Below are 24343 nucleotides of genomic sequence, written 5' to 3'. Positions count from 1 at the left end.
ACCAGCTCCGATGGAAGAAAAGTAGACGGTTCACCAATATCGGCTGAGAATCGCAGACAATCCTAGCACTACTTTGGCAGTTTAGGTTTGACGGCGTCTGCGAGCAGCTTTTCACAGTGAGGACATCTCCGGGGTGGAGGCCGCGTGAAGAGATCGAGAATGGCTTGTCTAACAGCCGGCATGCTCGGTTGTGGCGGTGGTCCGCCGACTCTTTTTTTTCCGTCCCGCTGCTTTGAGGCGGCGGGCTTGGAGAAAGGCGTAGGCGATCATGGTCATCAAGGCGTGTCGATGTAATCCAGTCCATGATCGGCCTTCGAAGTGGTCGAGGCCGAGTTCCTCCTTCAATTGCTGATGTGCCTGCTCACAGACCCACCTCGCCTTGATCGTGGCGGCGAGCATCTTGAGGCTCGCATCGGCCGGTAAGTTCGACACATAGTATTTTTGCTCGCCAGTCGACCGGCGTTCGCCGACGAGCCAGACCTCCTCGCCTGGCATGCATTGCATGCGATTGTCGAGCATCCGGTGCTTATGACCATCCGCAACGCGGACACGTCGAGCCGCAAACGAGCATGTCAGCCGACCTTTAGTGCCGCGCCGCCAGCTTATCTTGTGCCATCTCTCACCAGACAGCATCACCTCGGCAGAGACCGGCGGCTGGTCCGGGATGTGATATTGGCGGCGCCTGCCGGTGGTCGCGACCGGGAAGATCAGATCAATCGGCCGGATAGACGTTTTGGCGTCGCGATAGTCCTACAGCCCGCAGCAGACCGCGCTCACTCAAAGCCTGACGAAAAGAGCTGCTCGACCCATAACCCGCGTCGGCAAGCACGCAGCCGAAACGCACGCCGGAGGCGATGACACGATCGGTCTCTTCGATGGCGATCTCCGGCTTTGTCAGAGCGACCTGTCGATCCTTCGGGACGCGCGCCCGCATCATCCGCTCGGGATCATTCGTCCAGGTGTCGGGCAAGAAGAGCCGAAGGCCCACCATCACTGGCACTTCGCGCGAGGCGAGGGTCACCGACACCAGTGATTGGCAATTGGACGTCTTGCCAAGCGACGAAGCGTATTGAGGCCCGACACCAACCGAATGTTGTCCCTTCTTCGGTAACGCTGTGTCGTCAATGACGAGAAAACCCGCCTCATCGCCGACCAGGCGATCTGCCTCCTTCAGCAGGGCGGCCTCGAGCGGAGCGCTGTCCCAAACCCCTGCCGCGACAAAATGATGAAGCTGATCGTAGCCGACATCGCCCGCTCGCGCGGCCATCGGTTGTACGCTCTTACGGTCGCCCGGCCCGATCAGACCAGCAATGTACAGCGGACACATCCGGCGCCGAGCTGGATGCGAAAGACCTGCCAAAAACGGTTGAAGCCAGTGCTCGAGATCGGCTTGCCAGTCCGCATCCATTGATCGGCCCTCCACAAGCCGACCTCCTATGAATCACGCAAACTCTCTCTTGGGAATTCCAAAAACTCGCCCGCCGCTAAAAACCTGCCAAAGTAGTGCTAGGACCGCAACCAGACGGCTGTAGCCTCTTCTGCACAATTTTTCATATGACAGAATGATGTAATGATATTGACATGAAGGTTGACCTGTCCAATAGTCGCAATTCCGCAGAGGAGCAGACGGAATGGTCAATTCCCGCATCAAGGCTGTGACGATGGATTCGCTGGCTCTGGCCGTAATCCTGGTGTCGGTAGGGATCTTGGCCGGTGTTTTGTTTGGTGCGAATGGAACCCGTATCGCGACATCGATGTCAATCGTGGTCACCGCCTGCGTGGGTTTGCAGGTTTTTTCCGGCAACACAGGTATAGTTTCATTCGGTCCCACGGCTTTCATGGGAGTAGGTGCCTACACAGCAGGCATCCTCACGATGAGCCCTGTTGTTCAACGGACAGCACTTCCTCATCTCCCGGCGTGGATGGCCGGCTATGGTCTTTCAGTCTGGTCGTCGTTGATTGTAGCCGCCGTCGCCGGGCTGATTTTGGCAGGCGTGAGCGGCCTCGTTATCCGGCGCCTGTCTGGTTCGGCCGCGTCCATCGCCACTCTGGCATTGCAGATTATCGTCTACACGGTTCTGGTAGCGACAAAGGATATTACGCGCGGAAGCCAAACATTTTACGGCGTGCCCCGCAATACCACGCTTGTGGTTGCTCTATCCGTGGCGGCGCTGTCGATCGCGGTCGCCCGAACATTTAGGGATACAAGGACTGGTCGCGCCGTCCGAGCCACGCGCGAAGATGAAGTAGCCGCGGCGGCAGTAGGCGTGGATGTTCGCCAGGCGCGACTTAAGGCATGGCTGTTGAGTGGAACGATTCTGTCGATTGCCGGCGCGTTGTTGGCTCAGTTTTTAGGTGCCTTCGGCCCCAAGGATTTCTACTTCGAGTCGTGTTTTCTGCTGATTTCTATGCTGATCGTCGGGGGACTCGGTTCTGTTTCGGGTGCTCTGGTGGGCGTGATAGTAATCACCGCAGTCACGGAGCTTCTGAGGGCGCTAGAGGGCGGGGGTAATATCCTCGGATTGTCAGTCCCGGCCTTGTACGGACTGCCTCTCGTTGGTGCCTCCCTGGCCATGATCCTCGTTCTTTTTTTCAGGCCCACTGGTCTGGTTGGTGGCCGGGAACTCGAGCTTGCAAAAGCATGGGGCCCTTTGAAAGGGCGCGATAGTAAGCTCCTTCCAGGATCGCAAGATTTTCAGGCACCAAAGGGTGCGCACGCCTTGGAGGCGAATGAGCTGTCTCGTCATTTCGGCGGTGTGAGGGCCGTCGACGGGGTAACCTTCAAGGCTGAAGCTGGCCTTATTACAGGGTTGATCGGTCCGAATGGCGCTGGGAAGAGCACCTTGATCAATCTGTTGACTGGCCAGCTACGACCCAGTGCAGGTCATGTGGCGCTTGGCTCGGACTTGATCGAAAATAGGCAGCCTCACCTGATTGCCCGCGCAGGTTTGGCGAGGACGTTCCAGAACCTTCGTGTCTTTTCAGACATGACCGTTCGGGAGAATGTCCTTGTTGCCGCCGAGGCATGTGCGGCCGACACGGCTCTAGCTGTATGGCGCACCAATGACGCCCTGGCGCGTTTTGGCCTGGAAATGTTAGGGGACCGGCTTGCCGGCAGCCTTCCGTACGGACAGAGACGTCTCGTAGAAATCGCTCGCGCGCTTGCAACGGGTCCCCGATTCCTCCTTCTTGACGAGCCCGCGGCGGGGATGAATCCGGCGGAGACCAAGGAGCTGATGGGCAGGTTGGCCGCACTGTGCGCAGACACAGGCGTGGGCATTCTCGTAGTTGAGCACGACTTGCATCTTATAATGTCGCTGAGTGACACCATCGTCGTTATCGACCGGGGCAAGCGCATCGCCGTGGGCACGGCAGACGCCGTCAGGACCGACCCTGCCGTGATATCAGCCTATCTCGGAAGCAAAAGGATGGTCGAGAAGAAAACTCAGGTCGAAACAGGCTCTGTGGTGCAGGTCATCGGCGCTAGCGCGTCCTAGAGATCGTATCTCTGAGTTAGTCGGTCTGAAGGATATTGAATGGTACAAAAGGAAAATATTCGCAGCCAGAACAATTAGATAAGACTTCGGAAAACGAAGCATTGCTCAAACCTCATATGGGAACTTAAAAATGGACAAGCTAAGATATGCAACTGCGTTTGCGGGCCTTGCTGCGATCGCGCTTTCATCAGGCGCGGGACACTCGTCGGCGGCTGAATACAAGATTGGGGCTGCAATGGCCCTCACCGGTGCCTTGGCACCATTTGATCAACCCGGCCTGGCCGGCTTCAAGTTAGGCATCAAAGATCTCAATGCCAAGGGCGGCATTGGGGGCATGGCGACGGTCACTCTCGAAGTCATCGACACCCGCTCCGACACCGCGGCTACCGTCAACGCGGCCCAGAAATTGATCGAGGACGGGGCTCAGTTTCTCATTACCCCGGCCGATGCCGATCCTTCGATCGCAGCGGGACAAATCGGACAAGCAGCGGGCATTCCGATGCTTAACCTGGCGGGCTCGCCCAGCCTGACACCTGCTGTCGGCGACTATATGTTTATTTCCTATCCTTCCGACACGGTTCAATCTGCCGCGCTCGCCAGCTATGCTGCAGAGACCGGCTACAAAACGGCCTTTCTTCTGAAGTCGCCAGACTCCGCCTATACGTCCAAATTCCCAGACTATTTTGGCGAGACGTTTAAGAAAAAGGGGGGGAGCGTTGTCGGCGAAGCGTCTTACTCGATGGGGCAGCCGGATTTCTCTGCCGTGGTTTCTCAAATCAAGGGATTGGCACCGCAGCCTGACGTTATCATGACGACGGCGTATGAGCCTGACTTCCCAGCCTTCATCAAGCAGTTGCGCGGTGCTGGGGTCAAGGTTCCCGTTATCGTCTCTGATGCCATCGGCACTCCGACCGTATACGGACTAGGTGCAGCTGTCGACGGCGTTGTGCACTCGTCCGCGGGCTTTCCTACCCCTGGCAGCAGGATGGAAGAGTTCAACAAGCGGTTCAAGGAAGAGACCGGTCACGACGCGGAAACCTCATACGAGGCTTCAGGATACGAATGGGCACAATTGCTCGACGCCGCGGCCCGCAAAGCTGGATCGCTTGAGCCGGCAAAGATCAGAGACGCATTGGCTAGCCTCGAAAATGTGCAGACCGTCCTAAGCACAGTCACATACGCCGGCACGGAGCGTGTTCCTCTTCGCGATGTTGCGATGATCCGCATCGAAGGGGGGAAGCCGACCTTTGTGAAGCTATATCGACCGACGAAGGAGGAAATCCCCAATCCTTAAGCTGGTAGGAACGCCAATGCTTCGTGTCGAGGGAATAAAAATACGCTACGGGGCCGTGCAGGCCGTCCATGGCGTCGATCTAAACGTTGGAAACGGAGAACTTGTCACGCTCATTGGCGCTAATGGCGCCGGCAAGAGTTCGATTCTTGCCGGCATCGCCGGATCCATCCCACCTGCCGAGGGCCAGGTCTTGCTCGAAGGTCAGCCAATCACCGGCCTGCCCGCGGACGTGATCAGCCGGAAGGGAATAGCACTGACCCCTGAGGGGCGCCGCGTTTTCGCTCATCTTACAGTAGGCGAAAACCTGCATTTGGGAGGAGCGGCGTTCGCGAAAGGTGATGAGCTTCGAGCACGCCGCAATAACATGCTCTCCCGCTTTCCCATCCTTGCCGAGCGCATCGATCAAAAGGCCGGGAGCCTGTCAGGCGGTGAACAGCAGATGCTGGCGATCGCTCGATCTTTAATGAGCCAGCCCAACCTGCTCCTGCTCGACGAACCTTCGTTGGGTCTCGCACCTCAGACGATAGACAGGGTCTACGAGCTGATCGATGACCTGCGGAAGGAAGGGCTTACCATTCTGCTTGTTGAACAAAATGTCGAGTTGGCTCTGTCGGTGGCCGATCGGGGCTACGTGATAGCCAACGGCCGTATTGCTCTAAGTGGTACGGCATCTGAACTCGCCAGCTCTGACCTTGTCCGGCAGGCGTATCTGGCAATCTAGGAGGTCGTCATGGAATTCGTCCAGTACCTGGTTAATATTCTTAGCCTGGGTGGAATATACGCTCTCCTGGCACTAGGGCTGGCGATCGTCTTTTCGATCGTTGGACTCATTAATTTCGCGCATGGCGAACTGATGACGATTGCAGGTTACCTCATCGTACTATCGCTTTCGTTTGGCTTGCCGCTGCCTGTAGTTCTTCTAGTGGCCTGTCTCGGGGCGGCGCTCTCTGCGGTATTAATGGATCGAATAGCGTTCCGTCCTATGCGGTCCGCGTCCGTGACGACGCTAATGATTACAAGCTTTGGCGTAAGTACCATTTGCAAGGTTCTTTTTCAAAACGGCGTTTCTGCTCGCGGAAGGGCGGTCGCTCTGCCGGAATGGATGTCAGGAACCCTCGCTTTCGGAGGGTTTCAAATCGGTATGGTTCCGCTGACATCCATTGTTCTGACGGCACTGGCTCTAATCGGGCTCGACATTTTCTTGCGCAAGACCACCTTGGGCGTTGCCATGCGCGCCGCATCCGAAGACTTCATCATGGTCAGCTTGCTTGGTTTGCGCGCGAACACAGTCATTGCAACGTCCTTCGCGATATCAGGCCTTCTTGCTGGTATTGCCGCGGTGTTGTGGATTTCGCAGCGTGGCTCGGTAGATCCGCTCATGGGCTTTACTCCGGTCCTGAAGGCCTTCATCGCTGCAATCATCGGTGGGCTGGGCTCTTTGCGAGGAGCCGTGCTAGGCGGGTTTGTGCTCGGGGCGTTGGAGGTCGGTTCAGAACCGTTCCTCACCACTGGTACCGCGCCATACCGGGATGCGATCGTCCTTTTAGCGGTAGTCCTTTTGTTGCTTGTCAAGCCCGATGGTCTGCTGCCAGCCGTACGCGGTGTTCGCTCGTGAATATGTCCACTTGGGTGCTGGGTAGGACCCAGCCCGGATGTGAGAAGTACCGATGGCAAACGAGTAATCACTGATGCCGGTATAGGCTTCAGACCGTTGAGCAACATCATCAATGTGCACGACGGTGTGGGTATATCAAGGGAGGAGAATAGTGATGGACTTAACACTAACTAGCGCCGAGCTGGTACGCAATGCTCGCGCACTCCGACCGCTTTTGCGTGCAAATGCGGAGGAGTCAGCAAAAAACAGACGGCTTGCGCAGGAGAGTGCTGCGGCGGTTCGAAGTGGCGGCTTTCTACAAAGTTTAATGCCGCGCCGCTGCGGTGGTCACGAGGTTGATATCCAAACATACTGCGAGATTTGTGAGGAATTGGCCCGCGGCGACAGTGCGGCTGGTTGGCTCGCCATGGTCGCCAATAGCAGCGCATCTTTGATGGGGCTCATGCCTGACAAGACCCGCGAAGACGTCTTTGGCTCGGATCCTCGCGCGGTCGTCATCGGTCAATGGGCCCCCACCGCGAAAGCCACCGCGGTTGAGGGGGGCTGGATATTGACAGGCAAATGGCCTTGGGCGTCCGGATGCTTCGAAGCGCAGTGGAGCTTCGTCGGCTCCGCGGTCCTAGATGCCAACGGGGCTCTGACCGACGTACGGCTTGCACTGGTGCCGACGTCTGAGCTGAAGATCGAAGACACATGGTATGTCGCTGGGATGGCAGGGACGGGGAGCAATACCTTTGTGGGACAAGATATTTTCGTGCCGGAACACCGGACGATGCTCATCAGCGAAATGATTTCCGGATTCAGTCGCTCGGACCATTCTGACGAACCTCTCTATCGGGCGCCGCTCATAACCGCGCTTCCGTTGGGCATATGTTCTGCGGCTGTCGGGATGGTGGAAGCAGCTTTCGATTTGACGTTGGAGAATCTCGAGCGCGGCAAGCCCATTGTGACATCCCTGTATACAGATGCGAGGCAGTCCCCAAGCTACCAGCTAAACCTGGCGGATGCTCGTGGCCTTATCGACTCCGCACGGTTGCATACTATGCGCGCGGCCAGCGATATCGATCGCTCGGTCAGCGACGGTATGAGCATGACCGATCTCGAGCGAGCTCGCGTCCGACTTGACGCGGCGGTTGCGCAAAAACGCGTGCGCGAGGCCGTAGACCTGCTGCTGAACATAGGCGGAGCATCGGTTTTCATGCTCAGTAATCCGGTCCAGCGGATCTGGCGCGACATCGAGACCTGCACACGTCATGCCTATATCAATGGCGACATCGGGCGCGAGATATATGCCCGGGCGCTGCTGAAGCTTGACCAGGTAAGTGCAGGCTTCTGAAAATTCAATCTGCGATCAGTTCAGATAGTCAAAGCTACGGAGGACAGACGTGGACAGGAACGATGCGTTCAGGGAAGCGATGGGCCGTTTCGCCGGGGCCGTCAATATCATCACGACTGAAGAAGATGGCCTTCCCAGCGGCCTAATCGCCACTGCGGTTTGCAGTTTATCCTTCGATCCGCCGTCTGTTCTTGTCTGCGTCAACAAGTCAGCCAGTTCTCACGACACGATTTTGCGGCGAGGTATCTTCGCCGTAAATTTGCTGTCTCCTGCGTTGTCCAATGTAGCGCGTCGATTTCAATCTCAAAAAGGTTCAGATCGTTTCGAGAAGAAATATTGGGCTGCGGGCAAAACCGGCGCACCGCTGCTTGTTGGCGCGCCGATGGCGCTTGATTGCAAACTTAGCCATACGTACGACGGTTTTTCGCACAGTATCTTGATCGGCGTCGTCACCGACGTGCAGCTTGGAGAGGGCGATTCCCACAATTCGCTGCTTTGGCAAGGTCGCCGGTACCACAAGCCGATGGAATTCGTTGAGCTGATACGTCGACCGGCCGACGTACAGATGATCTTGGAAGAAATGGTGTTTTAGGTGCCGAAGCAAAGCGCGGTTCCGGGTATAACGTAATGGCGAACGCACTGGCGCCTCTCGACGGCCGCGATCAGTTTCGGAAAGGACGACCAGTGATTGATCTTTATCAACGCGAAGGCAATTCGATCTCGAATATGGCCCAGCTTCGGTTCTTTCCTCAGGCAATCGTCGGAGGAAAAGGGTCGTATTTGCGAGGTGCTGATGGTCGCCAGATTCTCGATTTTTCGGCATCTTGGGGCGCTGCCAGCTTGGGGCATGCTCATCCTTCCGTTCGCGACGCAATTACGCGGGCGGCTGCAGATCAAGCTGGTGCAAGCTATCTCTCGTCCGCAAACGAACCCAGCGTGCTCCTTGCAGAGAAGCTTTTGTCGCTAGTTCCCGAGCGCTGCCGCGGCCGGGTATGGTTGGGGCACTCCGGCTCGGATGCTAATGAAACTGTTGCTCGAATGGTTCTCGCAGCCACCGGACGCCGCCGAATATTGGCGTTTAAGGGCGCCTATCATGGTGGCACCAGCGGCTCCATGGCCGTTTCGGGCCATCCAGCGCTCAAAGGTGCGGAGAAATTCAGCGGCCTGATCTTGGTGCCTTATCCGGACAGCTACGCGGCAGGTGATCCGGCAGCTGCAAGTGACGCTACGCTGTCCTATCTGGAGCAGGTATTTTCGGGGGACATGCGTCCGGAAGAAGTTGCTGCCTTCTTTATAGAACCGATACAGGGCGATGGAGGATTGCTAGTGCCGCCTGTCGGTTTCTTTATCGAGATCGAACGGTTTTGCCGTCGGCATGGGATTCTTCTGGTGTGTGACGAAGTCAAGTTTGGCCTGGCTCGAACCGGACTTCTACACGCCTTCGAACATTCCGGGATCGAGCCAGATATTGTGGTCTTTGGCAAAGGATTGGGCGGAGGCCTACCGATGTCTGCAATCGTGGGTCCAGAGCCCATAATGAATCACTCTCCAACGTTCTCTTACCAAACGTTACACGGCAATCCTATCTGCGCGGCGGCAGCGTCGGCGGTCCTTGAGACAATCGAAAGGGATGAGCTAGTGAGCCATTCTGCAGAGCTCGGCTCTCATATGTTAGAGACACTTGCCAAGCAGGGCAACGAGTGGGAGTTGGTCGGTGATGTGCGCGGCAAAGGACTTGCGATTGGAATTGAGCTAGTAGCCGATCGCGTGCGTCGCACTCCAGCCAAAATCCAGACGGCTCTCACCGTTTACAGAGCGTTTCAGCTCGGGCTCGTCATGTACTATGTCGGCTCAAATTCAAACGTCCTAGAACTTACACCACCGCTCACATTGAGTAAAAGTGAAGCCGACGAAGGCATCGCTATCATTGGTCAAGCTCTTCAAGATGTCGCCGCTGGGAAGGTTTCGACCGACTTGATCTCGTCCTTTGCGGGCTGGTGAAGTGCAGAAGTTGGCCCGTGTTCTGCCTATCATCAGCTGGACGAATCACTCCTTGCAACAATGCCGGTTTACACACGAGTTACCATCGTGACGAACGCTCCACAAATCGAGCGAATTGAGAAAGACCCGCTTGGCCCTGTGAGCATTCCCGCTGACGCGTACTATGGTCCGCAGACGGCGCGAGGGATCGCCAACTTTCCCATTTCGGGTATAAGGATCAGCCATTTTCCGAACTTGATCAAGGCGCTTGCCTACGTGAAAATGGCAGCGGCGCGCGCCAATGCCGCGCTCGGCGATCTCGACAAGCAAAAGGCCGATGTCATCTGCCAGGTCTGCGAGGAAATCGCGGCGGGCAGGCATCTTGGCGAATTCCCGCTAGATGTGTTTCAGGGCGGCGCCGGCACCTCGACCAACATGAACATCAACGAGGTGATCGCAAACCGCGGCTTGGAAATCATGGGACTGCCACGGGGAAAATACGAGAAGCTACATCCCAACAACGACGTGAACTTCGCTCAGTCGACAAATGACGTGTATCCGACGGCGATCCGCCTTGCGATCCTTCTTTCACGCGGGGCGCTGCAGCGAGCTTTGGAGCAGCTCGCGGAGGAGTTGGAGGCCAAGGCCGAAAACTTTTCGGACGTGATCAAGCTTGGCCGGACGCAGTTGCAGGACGCTGTTCCGATGACGCTGGGCCAGGAGTTTCAGGCTTTTGCGACGACGCTGCGCGAAGACGTAGCCCGTCTCGGTGAGATTTCCGCCTTCTTCCATGAAATAAACCTCGGTGGCACGGCGATCGGCACGGGCATCAACACGAACCCCGACTATCAGGCGGCGGCTGTCACGGAGTTGCGCGCGATTTCCGGCTTGCCCGTGGTCTCGGCCGGAAATCTGATCGAAGCATGCTGGGATACCGGCGCCTTCGTGCTCTTCTCTGGAATGCTGAAGCGGACGGCCACGAAACTCTCGAAGATCTGCAACGATCTGCGGCTGCTATCCAGCGGCCCTCGTGGCGGCCTCAACGAAATCAATTTGCCAGCGCTTCAGCCCGGTTCCTCGATCATGCCCGGAAAGGTCAATCCTGTAGTGCCGGAGGTGGTCAACCAGGTCGCCTTCCAGATCATCGGTTACGATCTCACAATCACTCTCGCCTCCGAAGCAGGGCAGCTGCAGTTGAACGTGATGGAGCCGGTCATCGCCTACAACATACTGCACTCGCTGGAGCTTCTGACCAATGCCGTCGATGTGCTACGCACGAAATGCGTCGTGGGCATAACTGCCAATGCAGAGACTTGCTGCAAACATCTCGAAGCCAGTACCGCTGTCGCAACGGCACTGACGCCTGTGATCGGCTACGAGCGGGCAGCGGAGCTTGCGAAAGAGGTCTTAGCCTCCGGCAAAACTATTCGCGAAGTCCTGGCCGAGCAGCCCGACCTTTCGGAGGATCTCATCGCGCAAACCGCCGATCCGCACCTTTTGACCCGCCCAACCCGATCACGATTGGCATCATAACAGCCGGCTGGAGTCGTGAGTCTTTGCGAGGCGGCGAATTCCGCCCCAATCAAAATAAGGAAACAGGTGATGGACGTTCGCCCAGCAGTGGCAACGGAGGCCGGCAAGCCTCTCGAAATCATGACCGTGCAACTCGAGGGTCCGCGCGAAGGCGAGGTGCTGGTCGAGATCAAGGCGACCGGCATCTGCCACACCGACGAGTTCACCCTGTCGGGCGCCGATCCCGAAGGCCTGTTTCCGGCCATCCTCGGCCATGAGGGCGCCGGCGTCGTCGTCGATGTCGGCAAGGGCGTCACTAGCGTCAAGAAGGGCGACCACGTCATCCCGCTCTATACGCCGGAATGCCGGCAGTGCCCGTCCTGCCTGTCGCGCAAGACCAATCTGTGCACGGCGATCCGCGCCACGCAGGGGCAAGGGCTGATGCCCGACGGCTCGTCGCGCTTCTCGATCGGCAAGGACAAGATTTTTCACTATATGGGCTGCTCGACCTTCTCGAACTTCACCGTGCTGCCCGAGATCGCCCTGGCCAAGGTCAATCCCGACGCCCAAGATCTGCTACATCGGCTGCGGCGTCACCACCGGCATTGGTGCGGTGATCAACACGGCCAAGGTCGAGCAAGGTGCGACGGCCGTCGTCTTCGGCCTCGGCGGCATCGGCCTCAACGTCATCCAGGGTCTGAAACTTGCCGGCGCCGACATGATCATCGGCGTCGACTTGAACAACGACAAGAAGGAATGGGGCGAGAAATTCGGCATGACGCATTTCGTCAATCCGAAGGAGATCGACGGCGATGTCGTTCCCCACCTCGTCAACATGACCAAGCGCGGCGCCGACCAGATCGGCGGCGCCGACTACACATTCGACTGCACCGGCAGCACCAAGGTGATGCGGCAGGCGCTCGAAGCGTCGCATCGCGGTTGGGGCAAATCGGTCGTCATCGGCGTGGCGGGTGCCGGCCAGGAGATCTCGACGCGGCCGTTCCAGCTGGTCACCGGCCGGACCTGGATGGGCACCGCCTTCGGCGGCGCGCGCGGCCGCACCGATGTGCCGAAGATCGTCGACTGGTACATGGACGGCAAGATCCAGATCGACCCGATGATCACCCACACGCTGAAGCTCGAGGACATCAACAAGGGCTTTGACCTCATGCACGAGGGCAAGTCGATCCGAAGCGTCGTCGTTTACTGAGGAAGACCACAAGCCGCCGACCAACCGGCCTGCGACCTCTGTGGTTCACAACTGGGAGGAAAAAAGAATGGCGGAAAAACTGCATCCGAAAATCGACACTGGGCTGCCCAGGGAAAGCGCAAGCTTTGCCGGCGGCACGCTGGTCTGCGCCTGCACCAGCAAGCCAGTCAAGGTGAAGGTCAAGGGCCAGATCGCCCACAACCATGCCTGCGGCTGCACAAAATGCTGGAAGCCGGAGGGCGCGGTGTTCTCGGTCGTTGCCGTGGCCGGCACCGGCGCCGTCACCGTCACCGTCACCGAGAATGGCGACAAGCTGAAAGTGGTCGACCCCAGCGCGCTGATCCAGCGTCATGCCTGCACCGGCTGCGGCGTCCACATGCATGGGCCGGTCGAGCGCGACCATGCGTTCAAGGGCCTGTCCTTCATCCATCCCGAGCGCTTCGAGGAGGACGGCTGGTCGCCGCCGGGCTTCACCGCCTTTGTCTCGTCAATCATTGAATCCGGTGTCGACCCGAAGCGGATGGACGGCATCCGCGCGCAGCTGAAGGGGATCGGGTTGGAACCCTATGACTGCCTCAATCCCGGCCTGATGGATTTCATCGCGACGTGGACTGCGAAGAAGTCTGGAGCCTTGCCGGCCTGACAGTCGTGAGATTTCAGGTTTGGGGCCGGACGTGTTTCCGGCCCCTCGACAATATGAGCGTGGTGTGAGAAGTGGCCAGTCCTCATGTCTGAATCGGAATGACCGCCGTGTTTTCAGGTCCTTGCGAGCCATCGGGTGAGCATGCGAATGTTTTGCGATGAAGACCCCGGCCGGTGCGGATTCGATGGATCGCTCGAAGTCCTTGGCCAGCCTTCGGCATCTGCCCAGCCACGCGAAGGTCCGCTCAACGACCCATCGGCGCGGCAGGACTTCGAAGCCTTTGGCGCTGTCCGACCGCTTGACGATCTCAATCGTGAACTTGCCGATCTTTTGCAGAGCGCCCCGCATCTTTTTGGAGCGGACACTTAGATTAGTCTCTGCAGCTGTAAGCAAACGGAGGTTGCTCAGAAGACGCAGCCGCAAGCAAAGGAAGATGGGCCTTGGCACACTTTTGCCGTGCGTTCTCTGGAGCAATTCCGCCATGATTGCGACTCGGCCGCTATGTCTTCGCGCTTAGCACCTACCTCGGCCATGCCCACGTCACCGATACTTACTGATATCTGCCAAGCAGCATCCAAACAATCCGCGACCAGCGCGAATCCTCCCGGTACCGCGACTTTCTGATTGAGTAACGTTGTAACATTCGAAGAGATTTCTGTGCATCACGTATTGCTTGGCGTCGCCTGTGCTCGCGCGGCGAGGCAAGGTCCTGCACGCTCGTCCGGTTCGTCGAGTCCCGGAAATGGGGTCATTGACCAGCCAATTGCCTCGGCGGCACGCCGAAGTATCATCTGGGTCCGAGCATGACTGGGCGAAGCGGCGACGACATGGCCCATCACGTCTCGGTAATCGCCTGTCCGAACGATCGGCGTCTTGGGTTCAACATACAATTTGACCTCAGCGACACCCGATAGAGCCGCCGCCCGACTGGCGCCATGGATCCAGTCCAGGACCCCATCGCCGTCAGAAGTCAGAAATCGAACGCCCGCAGAATGTGAACGAGTCTTGCGCAAGTCCCATTCGTCACCGATGACAAGCTTGATGTGCTCCATAATGAGATCGACACCGCATGCCAGCTGAACCAGCTGAGGCTCGGGAGCGCCTGCAATGCGTGGATTGACTTCGATGATCACTGGTCCGAGCGTGCTCCAACGGAATTCAATGTTTGTTGGTCCCCAGCCAAGGCCTAGCGCTCGCAAACAGTTTAGCGATACATCGGAAATATGCTCGTGTTCACCATCAGTCATCAACGCCGGAAAGGTGAATTCATGATAGACGAAATGGGGAGGTGGTCTGAATTCAGCGGCTTCAATTCCAATGACCTCATCTGCCATCATATGAACAATGTATTGGGGGCCTTGAACCAGTTCTTCGACAAGTAGGTTTGGCGAAGACGTACCAGGAGGATGCATGCGCGCCCCGCCCAAGAGATGGGTCGCATGGTCAGATAACTCATCGTTGTTGCAGCACAGTCGGACGCCGACACTTCCAGTGCCCACGGCCGGCTTGAGAACCACCGGCAGCCCGATTTCGGCGGCAGAGCTTATTGCGCCCGCCACATTGGTTGCCAAGCGATAAGCAGGAATCGGAAGTCCCGCCTGCGAAAGAAGTTGACGTTGAGTGAATTTGTTGCAGCATCGCTCGACAGACGTGGGGTTCGGCCCGGGTAGGGCGAAATGCCGGCAGAGCTTGCCAATCGTCGCATAGAACGGCTCTTCGGAGCTCGTAATGCCTGCAATGTTATACCTTGCACTTAGCCGACAACATTCGGCGATTAAGGCATCGAGATCACTTGTGTCGGCGTGGATTACCTCAATCCCTTCCGCAGCCAGGTAACCGTGCCGACTCGGATCAGCCGACAGAACGATTGGGTGAAGGCGAAGACGTCGGGCCGCTTGAACGTATAGCAGCCCGGTACCCAATGTATCGCCTTCAACCAAGATGAGGGCTCCTGCTGCCATTGGTCGTAACTCCGAGTTGCGAGCGGCGAGCGGACCATGTGCAACAGTTTAGCCTCGACAGATCCCTCGGACGGGCGACGTGTATCATGGCCGCCAGTTTGCGACCGCAAAGGTTCCGTAAAGTTATATGACGCCTTTGTTACAACGCCAGAGTGGGGCTCATACGCGTCTCCTGGAGACGACCTCGGCCAACAGTTCCTCCAGCTTGTCCTGGCCAATCCGGCCCCGCCAGCGCGTCATGGATGGCGAACACAGCCTCATCCGATCTTGCCGCTACGGCGAATGGCCGATACGTGCAACCTGCCCTCTATCTAGTCCCAATGATTGCTGGGCCTGAGGGTGGCCCGTCATCCGATATGCAACGGTACGAGGGTTGAGTCGGCTAGCCGGCACAGAGCCTCATGCATAGGAGACGGGCCATATGGAACATATCAGATTTGTCGGTTTGGATATTCACAAGGAACGGATCTCGATCGCGGTGGCGGAGAGCGGACGCTCTGGGTCGGTGGAATATCTCGGCGAGATTGCCAATGACGCTGATGCCATGAGCAAGCTGTGCGATCGTCTCGGGCGGTCCGGCAAGCCGCTGGCGTTTTGCTATGAGGCCGGCCCCGTGCGGTTATGGCGTTCATCGCCAACTCACGCGCCTCGACCATCGGTGCGACGTAGTGGCGCCGTCGCTGATTCCGCGGAAGCCTGGCGATCGGGTGAAGACGAACCGCCGCGACGCCACCATGCTCGCCCGCCTCAATCGGGCCGGAGAGTTGACGCCTGTGTGGGTGCCCGACGCCGATCATGAAGCCATGCGTGACCTGATCCGGCTGCGCAGCGTCGTGCGACAGGTGGTGACGCGAGCGCGCCAACATCTTCAAGTTCTGCTGCGTCACGGGCGCAAGCATGACGTGGGACGGCCTGGCGAAAGGCTTACCGGCGATGGCTTTCGACATTGGCCTTCGACCATCCCGCTCAGCAGATCGCATTTCAGGACTACGTCGATGCCGTCATGGATGCGGAACGGCGCCTGCAGCAGGTCGAGGAACAGATACTCAGCCTGCTCCCGGAATGGAACCAGCGCCCGGTCGTTGACTCCTTGCAGGCGATGCGCGGCATCGCGCTGATTAATGCCGTGGTGCTGGTCGCGGAGGTCGGTGACTTCACACGCTTCTCAAACCCACGCCAGCTCATGGCCTATTTCGGCCTGGTCCCCGGAGAACAATCGAGTGGTGAGACCGTCTGGCGCGGCGGCATCACCAAGACCGGCAACACTCATGCCGGCGCGCGCTGGTCGAGGGCGCCTGGGCTTACAGGATGAGGCCGCGCATCGGCCGGCACAAGGTCGACCGGATCGAGGCGCTGCCAAAAGTCATTCGCGACATCGGCTGGAAAGCGCAAGTTCGGCTGTGCACCGGAAGCATGAGGATTTGTGGGGCGGGCTGGACCGGAGTATGTCGTAACCATTGAATTTCGACGGGGCCGGCGGATGTGAAAAGGGCAAAACGGGCAGCGACGAAAACTGCCGGAGAGGCGGCAGCCTAGGAGGATGAGATTTCCATCCTGCAATTCCGCATCTGGCTGCACGACGTGAGCCCGATGGTGTGGCGTAGGTTTCAGGTTCCCTCGACGATGACGCCACGCGAGTTTCATGGCGTCCTTCAGGTCGCGATGGGATGGGAAGGCATACACCTTTACCAGTTCGTCATTCACGGTGCGGTACGGCTCGTGGGAGGCCGGTGCCCGCTCTCCGGCTGTCACACTTGGCAATTTGCAACTGCGTAACGGCAGCCGGTTCCTGTACGAGTACGACCTCAACATCCCTTGGGAGCACGAGGTCCGGCTAGAGGAGCGCCGGCCTGTCGAACACGGCGCTCACTATCCGGCGTGTACGGGCGGCGACGGCAAATGTCCGCCTGAGGATTGTGGTGGACCAGAAGCCTGGATGTGGCAGAGGGACGAGGCGCTCGGGCCTGACCTCGAGGAGGATCTCGCCACAGCATTGGAATTCATCACGGAAATCGGCGACACCCGGTCCTTACGGTCCTCGATGATGCGGACCGCGCTGGGGAATTGCAGGAATTGCTGTTTCGGATCAAAGGCCGAGCTACACTGCTGGGCCAGTCGTTCGAGCGGCGGAAAGTGAATGATCGCCTGCGGCAGAGCGAACATCTGATCCTCATGCTCCAGCAGATGTGACGGGCCTGGCGACCTGATCTTTCGAAAGAAGATTGGCCGCCAGAAGGGCGGCATCATCACCGCGAGTGTGCCGGATGCCCGAAAGCAAGGCCTGCGCTGGCGTTTGCGGCCTGCTGATCGAGGTCATGTCGGTTTGCCAAACGTTTTCGGGTGCTAACTGATGGTCCTTATGAGTGTTTCCGGCAAGGCCGAAGAGGAGAAACGGGCGTCACGGGCGCAATCATTTCCACACCGGTCATTTTGGAAAACTCATTGCGAGGACAAGAGATGCGGGCGCGGCTGGTTCTGGAGATTATGGGTGACGATGGTGAGACGATCGGAACCGAAACCGTCGCCGATCTGGTGAAGGTCACGAAGGGCGCCGAGGATCTCGGTCTGTCGTTCTCGGAGGCGAAAGGCCTTCTTACGAAATTACAGCAGGCGATGGTGGAGACGCAGGTGGAACTTTGGCTGAGCGAAAACCGCGAGCTGGATGGGCGTCGCCTGCGTAGCAAGGGAAGCTATCCCATCACCTTCCATACCCTGTTCGGCGGCGTCCGCCTGAAAAGCCCCCGATACTACGTGCCGCACTCGGTCGGCGGAAACGGTCCAGCAACGATCTCTCCACTCCGGAAACTGATCCCAGACCACATTGCGCCCGAGCGCCTCTATCTGGAAACGCGGTGGGCATCGCTTGTGCCCTATGCCGCCGCGGCCGAGCTGCTGGCCGATGTGCTGCCCTCGAGAGCGGCGCCAACGCCACGACGTTTCGGCAGCACGCCTTGCAGGCCGCCAGGCGCATCGAGCGGGAACTGACCGAAGAGCGGGTTTCCTTCATGCAGGATGCCTGTCCGCGCGACTGGATGAACCTGCCTGTTCCCGATGGCCGCATCGTCTGGCGAGGTTAGCCAGGCCTGCCGGTGATTGCCCGGACCCGGTGCGACCAAAAGCTTTGCGAATAAGCTGTGACGCGGATGGCATGCGCATATTTGTCTCCTCTTCGGACACTTCTCTGCGGGGCGCCGCAGCATCGGCCTCTTCAAGCCGCCCCCAGGGAGGGATTTCTGTCAGGCGATCAGGTCGATTGGGTTCGCTATGTCGCTCGCTACCCTAGTCTCCTCAGCAGGTGGTCGCCCGAACCGCTTCAGAAGGCCTTTCGCTATTTGACGTGGTACCGCTTGCGAAAACAGATACCCCTGACCCAACTGGCACCCGATCTCCGCAAGTAAGACGGCCTGGGCTTCGTTCTCGATGCCTTCGGCGATGACCTGGATGTCGAGCTTGTGAGCGATGCCGACCAAGCCCTCGACGATCGCCAGGCTCGGATCTCCCTAGACAAGGCGATCAATGAAGGATTTGTCGATCTTGACGATATCGACCGGCACCGTCAGCAGATGCGTGAGCGAAGCGAAGCCGGTTCCAAAATCATCGAGTGCGACACGCAGGCCATGGGCCCGCAACGCCTTGATCTCCCGAGCGACGACCGGATCGCGCTGGCCGAGATAGACCGACTCCGTGACCTCCAGAATGATGTGCTTCAACGGAACATTCTCGCGGCCGAAGGCGGATTCGAGACGCGCGTAAAGGGTGCCACTATGAAAATCGGCTGAGGTAATGTTGATGCCGACATGCTGCAACGGAATACCTTGATCCAGCCACGAGCGTACGTCCGCTGCGACAATCGCCATCATGCGTTCCGTCAGATTCGAAGCGACGCTGACATCGGACGTCGCCTGGTGAAAAGCAGCGGCGGAAACGACCTCGCCATCCGGCTTGCGAAGGCGGCAGAGGGCTTCCATGCCGACGATCGCGCTGGTGTCGAGCCGCAGGATCGGCTGATAGAACGCGTCGATCCGGCCTTCGCGCAATGCCACGTCGACATCGCGGATCACCTCGATTCGGGTCGCCAAGGAAACTTCGCGAGGCGGCTTCGTGCTGTACTCGCCGGGAATCGGCAGCGCAATCAGGATCGTGGTAGAGCGCGAAATCGGCGTTTTGGCGCACGCTTTTCGCATCGACGTCCCCCGCCGACAGCACTGCGCCGCCGATGGTAGCCTGTGCCAGGATCATGTGCCCGTCGCAATCGGCGGGCACAGCCAGAGTGTCGAGAATATGACGCGCCGTGCTCTCGATGCCGGCGGGCGCTCCGGCGCGCTGAAGGACTACGACGCGCTCAACTGCCTCTCCAAAGAATCCTTTCTCAGCCTAAACTCAACCCCAAAATCGCCATATGCGATTCCCCTGCGCGGGGTGGGGCCGCGCTTCTCCGGAAAGTACAGGGCAAAGGTGCCGAGCACAGCGCCCTCTGCGTCGCAGATCGGGCTCGACCAGCAGGCCTTCAGGCCCAGCGCCAGGACGGCTCCTTGAAGCTGACCCAGCGCGGGTCGGTCGCGATGTCCTTCGCAGCCACGGCTTTTCCGAGATATGCCGCACTGCCGCAGGAGCCCACAAGCGGGCCGATCATCAGGCCTTCGAGAAGAGCCATATATTCATTCGGAAAGCTGGAACCTGGGAGGGGATGCAACAAGCCGTTACCGTCAACGCGCAGAACGGAACACCGGACGCCCGGCAACAGTTTCTCGATCTGGTGGCAAAGACGGTCCGTCGTCGCTTCGATCGTTTCGCCCCTGGCGATCATTTCGAGATTCTGGAGATGCAGCACTTTAACCCGCCAATCCGCGTTCCTGAGCACCCTGCAGGCATTCCTGGCGAAATCCCTCTGAGGAGACGCAGCGTACGCGATGACAGTGTCAGGTAATTCTTTATAAGTGTTATCTTTCGCCTCTGACAAACCGGGGCCAGGACCCATTGATCAGAGCCAGAAGATAACGGCTGCTGCCATGCAGATGGCCCGGGAAAGGCGGTTGCCGGTCCACCGATTTTTCAGGTAAATGCAAAGGCGAGGCTGTCGGTTCGAAGCCCCCTCAGACGCAATGTGGCAAGCCGAACTTATCGCGGTTTCAATAAGCCTGCTGGACGCAGGCAATTTATTGCGTGTCCATGTTCCGCTGTTCCCTAGGATGGGGCGAACCATCAGGGAACGTCGTGATACCTCTTCAGCTAAAAGTCACTGTCGCGCGCAGCCTTCTCTCCGTTACATGGGATGACGGTGCGGTCTCGCTCATCCCGGCGTCCGTGCTGCGAGCACGAAGCCGGGCGGCGCAGCAGGTCCGGGCAGACATTGAGGGCGACGAACATTCGTTCGAGACCGTCACCGTGGCGAACGCAGAGGCGATCGGTTCATATGCCATACGTCTGGTTTTCTCCGATGGTCATGACCGGGGCATCTATCCCTGGAGCTATTTGCGCGAAATCGCCGAATTCTCAGGCTTGAGGAACGAGAATGGATAATTTTGTCGAAGGGCTGTCGGAAGTCACCTGCGATGTGCTGGTGATCGGCGGCGGCACGGCCGGACCGATGGCGGCGCTCAAGGCGAAGCAGAAAAATCCCGCTCTGAATGTCGTCCTGCTCGAAAAGGCCAATGTGAAGCGTTCCGGAGCTATCTGCATGGGAATGGACGGGCTGAACAACGCCGTCGTCCCGGGATATGCGACGCCCGAGCAATACACCAAGGAGATCACCATCGCCAATGACGGCATTGTCGATCAGGCTCCGGTCTTCAAATATGCCTCGCGCTGCTACGACATCATCCAGGAACTTGACCGTTTCGGCATCCGTTTCCAGAAGAACGCCAATGGCGATTTCGACCTGAAGAAGGTCCACCATCTCGGAACCTATGTGCTGCCGATGCCGAATGGTGATACCGTCAAGAAGGCGCTCTACCGGCAGATCAGGCGCGAAAGGATATTGGTCTCCAACCGATTCATGGCAACGCGCCTGTTGACCGCCAAGAACGGCAGGATCGCGGGCGCCACTGCGGTGAACACGCGCACGGCTGAATTCCTCGTGCTGCGCGCCAAGAGCGTGATCCTGTGCATGGGGGCGGCGGGCCGGCTCGGATTGCCGCATTCCGGCTATCTCTTCGGAACCTATGAGAATCCGACCAATTCCGGTGATGGTTATGCCATGGCCTATCACGCGGGTGCCGCGCTCGCGAATCTCGAATGCTATCAGATCAATCCGCTGATCAAGGACTACAACGGTCCGGCTTGCGCCTACGTCGCCGGCCCCTTCGGAGCCTATACCGCCAACAATGAAGGCAATCGCTTCATCGAAAGCGACTACTGGTCGGGACAGATGATGCAGGAATTCTACAACGAACTACAATCGGGCAAGGGGCCAGTGTTCCTGAAGCTCAACCACCTTCATGCCGACACGGTCGGCGAGATCGAAGAGATCCTGCACAACGTCGAGCGCCCGTCGCGTGGCAGGTTCCATCAGGCGCGGGGCACCGATTACCGCGAAAAGATGATCGAAATGCACATTTCCGAAATCGGCTTCTGTTCGGGTCACAGCGCGTCGGGCGTTTTCGTCGATGAATTCGCCCGGACCACGGTGCCGGGCCTCTATGCCGCGGGCGACATGGCGAGCGTGCCACACAACTATATGCTCGGCGCCTTCACCAATGGAGCCGTCGCCGGCGAGCACGCTGCCGAAGTCGCGCCGGAAACCAACCTTGCGGATTTCGACAGCGAGTTCGTTCAGGCGGAGCGCGAGCGGGTGTTCGCACCGACGCGGCGCGAGGACGGCATCCCGCCCAACCAGCTGGAATACAAGGCCCGACGCCTGGTCAACGACTATCTGCAGCCGCCCAAGGTGACGGCCAGGATGCAGATCGGCCAGGCGCGGCTTGCGGAGGTCAGGGATGATCTCGAAACCGCCCTTGTCGCACGCGACGCACATGAACTGATGCGTTCGCTCGAAGTGTCGTCCATTCTCGACTGCGCCGACATGGCGGCCCATGCCTCGCTCTTCCGGACGGAGAGCCGCTGGGGGCTCTATCACAACCGCGTCGATTATCCCAAAAAGGATGACGACAACTGGTTCTGCCATACACTTATCCGCAAGGTCGACGGCCGCCTGGTTTCTGAGAAGCGGCCAATCCAACCCTACATCATCCCGATCGAGAACGACGAGCGCACGGCCTATGACCGTCTGCGCGTTTCCAATCAAGCCTGACGAGGAAGCCATGCCGCTTGCGCTTTCACCCACAACCGTTCCCGTCGTCGTGGACGAGGCAAAATGCATCGCCGACAAGGGCTGCACAGTCTGCGTCGATGTCTGCCCGCTGGATGTCCTGCGCATCAGCGAGCTCACTGGCAAAGCCTATATGAAATTCGACGAGTGCTGGTACTGCATGCCGTGCGAGAAGGATTGTCCGACCGGCGCCGTAACCGTCAACATCCCGTATCTGTTGCGCTGACATGCCTGGATTCGATCCCTTCGAAGATTTTGGCGACATCGAGGAAATCGGCGAGCGTCTGAACGATGCAGACGCGGCCGTGCGACGGCTTGCCGTGATCGACCTTGCCGAGACGGCGAGCGCGGATGTGCTGCCGCATCTCCTGACTGCCGTTGCCGACCCCGACGCGACCGTGCGTTTGCAACTGGCGATCGCACTGTCCGAGTTCGACACCGTTGAGGGGGCTGCGGGCCTTGCCCGTCTGGCGGCGGATCAGGATTTGACGGTGGCCCAGGCGGCAGCCGATAGCCTTGCTGAACTGAAGGATCCGGCGGCCGCTGCATCCATTCTGCCGCTCGTCAGTCATGTGCGCGCCTTCGTCCGGGCTGCCGGTTTTCGCGGGCTGAAAGCGTTGCGTTCGCGTGCGGCACTCGGCCCCGCTCTGGCGGCGATGCGGGATGAAGATGCCAATGTGCGCGCACAGGCGCTCGGCGTCGTCGCCTATCTGAAGCTGGAAGAGACCTTGCCGTCCCTCATCGCCGCGACGCGCGACGCCGATGCCACCGTTCGGTCGGTTGCGGTCAACGCCTTGTCTTTCACGAGCCAGCCCGCCGCAGCTGCCGCCGTGACGGCTGCCCTCGACGATGAGAACTGGCAGGTGCGGGCAGCGGCGGCCGAATCGCTCGTTCGTATCGGCCAGACCTCGGCCGTCGACGGACTGAGCGCCGGCCTTTCCGACGAATACTGGCAGGTTCGGCAAAAATGCCTGAATGCGCTTGGTAAGCTCAAGGCGCAATCGGCGGTACGGGAGATTTCCGAGCTGTTGACGAGCGACATGGCCTCGCTGCGCAAGGAGTCTGCGGCGGCGCTCGGTGAAATCGCTGATCCATCGTCGCGGGATGCTCTCATGGCGCATATCGGCGACGCCGATCCAGACGTACGCAAGACCGTTCGCTGGGCGCTAACGCGGCTCGGTTAGTGGAAGCCGAAACGCGGCCTCACCCGGCCGTGCGCTTCGAAACCATTTCCTTCAGCGCGTGAGGGCGTTCGATGCGGATATGGCGCGGCGTCACCGTTACCAGCCCTTCCTTTTGGAAGCGCTTCATCATCATCGTCACCCATTGGCGTGTGGAACCGACCATGGCCGCAATCTGGTCATGCGTCACCTTGGCATTGATGACGATTGCCCGTCCATCGCGGACGCCATGAAGGTTGCCGAGATTCATCAGGAATTGCGCCAGACGTTCGATCACCGAACGCGTGCCGAGCATCTGAGCCATCGTCGAATAGCATCTGCCCTTCGCTGCAAGCCCCTGCAGAAGACAGAGCGCGAAATTCGGAAGCTCGACGACGAGCTTCTTCAACGCATTGGCCGGTATGAACAGCATCCGGCATTCACTCAATGCTTCTCCGGACCAGATATGGGTTCCACCGCCGGTCATTTCGGGACCACCAATGAAATGCCCCACCGTCCAGTAGGCGAGGGTGATTTCGCGTCCTGACGGTGCCGTGTAGAACACGTGAACCTTGCCGCTTTCGATGATGAAAATGCCACCGTGCCTATCGCCCTGGGTGAAGATCGCCTGACCGGTCGCAAAAGCGAGACGTCGGCCATGCGCCCTAAGTTTCGCCCACTCCTCTGATGTCAGGGTATCGAGAAAATGCGCGCCGTCGTCGAGCCCTTCCACGCTTTCGCTGAGAAAGAGCGCCCGATCGCCGGGAAGAACGACCTGCTCGGGCAGTTCGAGCACCGGCTCATGTTTCTTACGCTCAGCTTCGAAATCGGTCGAAAGCATTTCGAGGCTCATATCCGGCTCCTTGCA

At 58.9% G+C, this 24343-nt stretch carries 20 protein-coding genes and 5 pseudogenes; 19 read left to right on the top strand and 6 right to left on the bottom strand.

Annotated elements, in window-relative coordinates; genetic code table 11:
• Nucleotides 1–168 precede the first annotated feature (168 nt).
• Nucleotides 169–1445 (bottom strand): annotated as a pseudogene (locus NKH78_RS25630) (IS701 family transposase).
• Nucleotides 1446–1631: 186 nt separating this feature from the next.
• Here NKH78_RS25630 and NKH78_RS25625 point away from each other — a divergent pair.
• The 10 genes and pseudogenes from NKH78_RS25625 to gfa all read left to right on the top strand — a co-directional run bounded on the left by NKH78_RS25625 (nt 1632) and on the right by gfa (nt 13087).
• On the top strand, nt 1632–3497 hold the full coding sequence (locus NKH78_RS25625) for a branched-chain amino acid ABC transporter ATP-binding protein/permease (RefSeq protein WP_352884598.1): 1866 nt from the start codon (nt 1632–1634) through the stop codon (nt 3495–3497).
• Nucleotides 3498–3627: 130 nt separating this feature from the next.
• A complete protein-coding gene (locus NKH78_RS25620) occupies nt 3628–4791 on the top strand; it encodes an ABC transporter substrate-binding protein (RefSeq protein ID WP_352884597.1) in 1164 nt (387 codons plus the stop codon).
• Nucleotides 4792–4807: 16 nt separating this feature from the next.
• Complete coding sequence (locus NKH78_RS25615; protein WP_352884595.1) at nt 4808–5512, top strand: ABC transporter ATP-binding protein; 705 nt, start codon at nt 4808–4810, stop codon at nt 5510–5512.
• A gap of 9 nt (nt 5513–5521) precedes the next feature.
• Complete coding sequence (locus NKH78_RS25610; protein WP_352884593.1) at nt 5522–6406, top strand: branched-chain amino acid ABC transporter permease; 885 nt, start codon at nt 5522–5524, stop codon at nt 6404–6406.
• Between the two features lie 154 nt (nt 6407–6560).
• A complete protein-coding gene (locus tag NKH78_RS25605) occupies nt 6561–7742 on the top strand; it encodes an acyl-CoA dehydrogenase family protein (RefSeq protein WP_352884592.1) in 1182 nt (393 codons plus the stop codon).
• A gap of 49 nt (nt 7743–7791) precedes the next feature.
• Nucleotides 7792–8334: a flavin reductase family protein gene (locus NKH78_RS25600; RefSeq protein ID WP_352884591.1), complete on the top strand. Its 543-nt coding sequence runs from the start codon at nt 7792–7794 to the stop codon at nt 8332–8334.
• A 92-nt stretch (nt 8335–8426) separates the two neighbouring features.
• On the top strand, nt 8427–9743 hold the full coding sequence (locus tag NKH78_RS25595; RefSeq protein ID WP_352884590.1) for an aspartate aminotransferase family protein: 1317 nt from the start codon (nt 8427–8429) through the stop codon (nt 9741–9743).
• Nucleotides 9744–9803: 60 nt separating this feature from the next.
• On the top strand, nt 9804–11255 hold the full coding sequence (locus NKH78_RS25590) for an aspartate ammonia-lyase (protein WP_352884589.1): 1452 nt from the start codon (nt 9804–9806) through the stop codon (nt 11253–11255).
• 69 nt (nt 11256–11324) lie between these two features.
• A pseudogene (locus NKH78_RS25585) lies at nt 11325–12444 on the top strand (S-(hydroxymethyl)glutathione dehydrogenase/class III alcohol dehydrogenase).
• Nucleotides 12445–12511: 67 nt separating this feature from the next.
• Entirely contained in the window at nt 12512–13087 is a 576-nt protein-coding gene (gfa, locus tag NKH78_RS25580; RefSeq protein ID WP_352884588.1) for an S-(hydroxymethyl)glutathione synthase, read from the top strand.
• Between the two features lie 113 nt (nt 13088–13200).
• Here the strand turns inward: gfa and NKH78_RS25575 are convergent.
• Both NKH78_RS25575 and NKH78_RS25570 read right to left on the bottom strand, forming a co-directional pair.
• Nucleotides 13201–13423, bottom strand: a pseudogene (locus NKH78_RS25575) (transposase); the annotation flags it as partial.
• A gap of 326 nt (nt 13424–13749) precedes the next feature.
• Nucleotides 13750–15048 (bottom strand): ATP-grasp domain-containing protein, encoded by a 1299-nt coding sequence (locus NKH78_RS25570; RefSeq protein ID WP_352884587.1) that lies wholly within the window; start codon nt 15046–15048, stop codon nt 13750–13752.
• 946 nt (nt 15049–15994) lie between these two features.
• Here NKH78_RS25570 and NKH78_RS25565 point away from each other — a divergent pair.
• From NKH78_RS25565 to NKH78_RS25550, 4 genes and pseudogenes are all read left to right on the top strand, one after another.
• The gene (locus NKH78_RS25565; protein ID WP_352884586.1) at nt 15995–16360 is read left to right on the top strand and encodes a transposase; all 366 of its coding nucleotides are present in this window, start codon (nt 15995–15997) and stop codon (nt 16358–16360) included.
• Nucleotides 16361–16593: 233 nt separating this feature from the next.
• Nucleotides 16594–16824 carry an IS1096 element passenger TnpR family protein gene (locus NKH78_RS25560; protein WP_352884702.1) on the top strand — a complete coding sequence of 77 codons (231 nt, stop codon included), beginning with the start codon at nt 16594–16596 and terminating at the stop codon, nt 16822–16824.
• Nucleotides 16754–17185: an IS1096 element passenger TnpR family protein gene (locus NKH78_RS25555; RefSeq protein ID WP_352884700.1), complete on the top strand. Its 432-nt coding sequence runs from the start codon at nt 16754–16756 to the stop codon at nt 17183–17185. Before NKH78_RS25560 ends, NKH78_RS25555 begins: the two co-directional genes overlap by 71 nt.
• Before the next feature lie 320 nt (nt 17186–17505).
• A pseudogene (locus NKH78_RS25550) lies at nt 17506–18113 on the top strand (ISKra4 family transposase); the annotation flags it as partial.
• A 171-nt stretch (nt 18114–18284) separates the two neighbouring features.
• On the opposite strand, the pseudogene NKH78_RS25545 reads toward NKH78_RS25550, so the two are convergent.
• Nucleotides 18285–19091 (bottom strand): annotated as a pseudogene (locus tag NKH78_RS25545) (EAL domain-containing protein).
• A 58-nt stretch (nt 19092–19149) separates the two neighbouring features.
• Between NKH78_RS25545 and NKH78_RS25540 the strand changes: the two are divergent.
• Nucleotides 19150–19584: a hypothetical protein gene (locus NKH78_RS25540; RefSeq protein WP_352884585.1), complete on the top strand. Its 435-nt coding sequence runs from the start codon at nt 19150–19152 to the stop codon at nt 19582–19584.
• On the opposite strand, the gene NKH78_RS25535 is transcribed toward NKH78_RS25540, so the two are convergent.
• Entirely contained in the window at nt 19556–20026 is a 471-nt protein-coding gene (locus tag NKH78_RS25535; protein WP_352884584.1) for a GAF domain-containing protein, read from the bottom strand. The genes NKH78_RS25540 and NKH78_RS25535 overlap by 29 nt on opposite strands.
• A 236-nt stretch (nt 20027–20262) precedes the next feature.
• Here NKH78_RS25535 and NKH78_RS25530 point away from each other — a divergent pair, with 236 nt between their 5' ends.
• From NKH78_RS25530 to NKH78_RS25515, 4 genes are read left to right on the top strand one after another with little or no spacing between them, the layout of a single operon-like run.
• Complete coding sequence (locus tag NKH78_RS25530; protein WP_352884583.1) at nt 20263–20568, top strand: gamma-butyrobetaine hydroxylase-like domain-containing protein; 306 nt, start codon at nt 20263–20265, stop codon at nt 20566–20568.
• Nucleotides 20561–22297, top strand: a complete 1737-nt coding sequence (locus NKH78_RS25525) for a fumarate reductase/succinate dehydrogenase flavoprotein subunit (protein ID WP_352884582.1) — start codon at nt 20561–20563, stop codon at nt 22295–22297. The genes NKH78_RS25530 and NKH78_RS25525 overlap by 8 nt, the downstream gene beginning before the upstream one ends.
• A 10-nt stretch (nt 22298–22307) precedes the next feature.
• Nucleotides 22308–22541 carry a 4Fe-4S dicluster domain-containing protein gene (locus NKH78_RS25520; RefSeq protein WP_352884581.1) on the top strand — a complete coding sequence of 78 codons (234 nt, stop codon included), beginning with the start codon at nt 22308–22310 and terminating at the stop codon, nt 22539–22541.
• A 1-nt stretch (nt 22542) separates the two neighbouring features.
• The gene (locus NKH78_RS25515) at nt 22543–23499 is read left to right on the top strand and encodes a HEAT repeat domain-containing protein (protein ID WP_352884580.1); all 957 of its coding nucleotides are present in this window, start codon (nt 22543–22545) and stop codon (nt 23497–23499) included.
• 19 nt (nt 23500–23518) lie between these two features.
• On the opposite strand, the gene NKH78_RS25510 is transcribed toward NKH78_RS25515, so the two are convergent.
• Nucleotides 23519–24328, bottom strand: coding sequence for a Crp/Fnr family transcriptional regulator (locus NKH78_RS25510; RefSeq protein ID WP_352884579.1), 810 nt, complete (start codon nt 24326–24328; stop codon nt 23519–23521).
• Nucleotides 24329–24343 lie beyond the last annotated feature (15 nt).

The sequence above is a fragment of the Mesorhizobium sp. M0910 genome, assembly GCF_040319465.1.
GTDB lineage: Bacteria > Pseudomonadota > Alphaproteobacteria > Rhizobiales > Rhizobiaceae > Mesorhizobium.
This window is presented reverse-complemented; position numbering and strand designations above follow the sequence as displayed.

Bases quoted from the DNA above. Each gene is read 5' to 3' on its own strand.
- NKH78_RS25620 (WP_352884597.1), top strand. From the start codon at position 3,628: ATGGACAAGCTAAGATATGCAACTGCGTTTGCGGGCCTTGCTGCGATC.
- NKH78_RS25610 (WP_352884593.1), top strand. From the start codon at position 5,522: ATGGAATTCGTCCAGTACCTGGTTAATATTCTTAGCCTGGGTGGAATA.
- NKH78_RS25525 (WP_352884582.1), top strand. From the start codon at position 20,561: ATGGATAATTTTGTCGAAGGGCTGTCGGAAGTCACCTGCGATGTGCTG.
- NKH78_RS25570 (WP_352884587.1), bottom strand. From the start codon at position 15,048: ATGGCAGCAGGAGCCCTCATCTTGGTTGAAGGCGATACATTGGGTACC.
- gfa (WP_352884588.1), top strand. From the start codon at position 12,512: ATGGCGGAAAAACTGCATCCGAAAATCGACACTGGGCTGCCCAGGGAA.
- NKH78_RS25615 (WP_352884595.1), top strand. From the start codon at position 4,808: ATGCTTCGTGTCGAGGGAATAAAAATACGCTACGGGGCCGTGCAGGCC.
- NKH78_RS25535 (WP_352884584.1), bottom strand. From the start codon at position 20,026: ATGGGTCCTGGCCCCGGTTTGTCAGAGGCGAAAGATAACACTTATAAA.
- NKH78_RS25520 (WP_352884581.1), top strand. From the start codon at position 22,308: ATGCCGCTTGCGCTTTCACCCACAACCGTTCCCGTCGTCGTGGACGAG.
- NKH78_RS25605 (WP_352884592.1), top strand. From the start codon at position 6,561: ATGGACTTAACACTAACTAGCGCCGAGCTGGTACGCAATGCTCGCGCA.
- NKH78_RS25625 (WP_352884598.1), top strand. From the start codon at position 1,632: ATGGTCAATTCCCGCATCAAGGCTGTGACGATGGATTCGCTGGCTCTG.
- NKH78_RS25510 (WP_352884579.1), bottom strand. From the start codon at position 24,328: ATGAGCCTCGAAATGCTTTCGACCGATTTCGAAGCTGAGCGTAAGAAA.
- NKH78_RS25515 (WP_352884580.1), top strand. From the start codon at position 22,543: ATGCCTGGATTCGATCCCTTCGAAGATTTTGGCGACATCGAGGAAATC.
- NKH78_RS25590 (WP_352884589.1), top strand. From the start codon at position 9,804: ATGCCGGTTTACACACGAGTTACCATCGTGACGAACGCTCCACAAATC.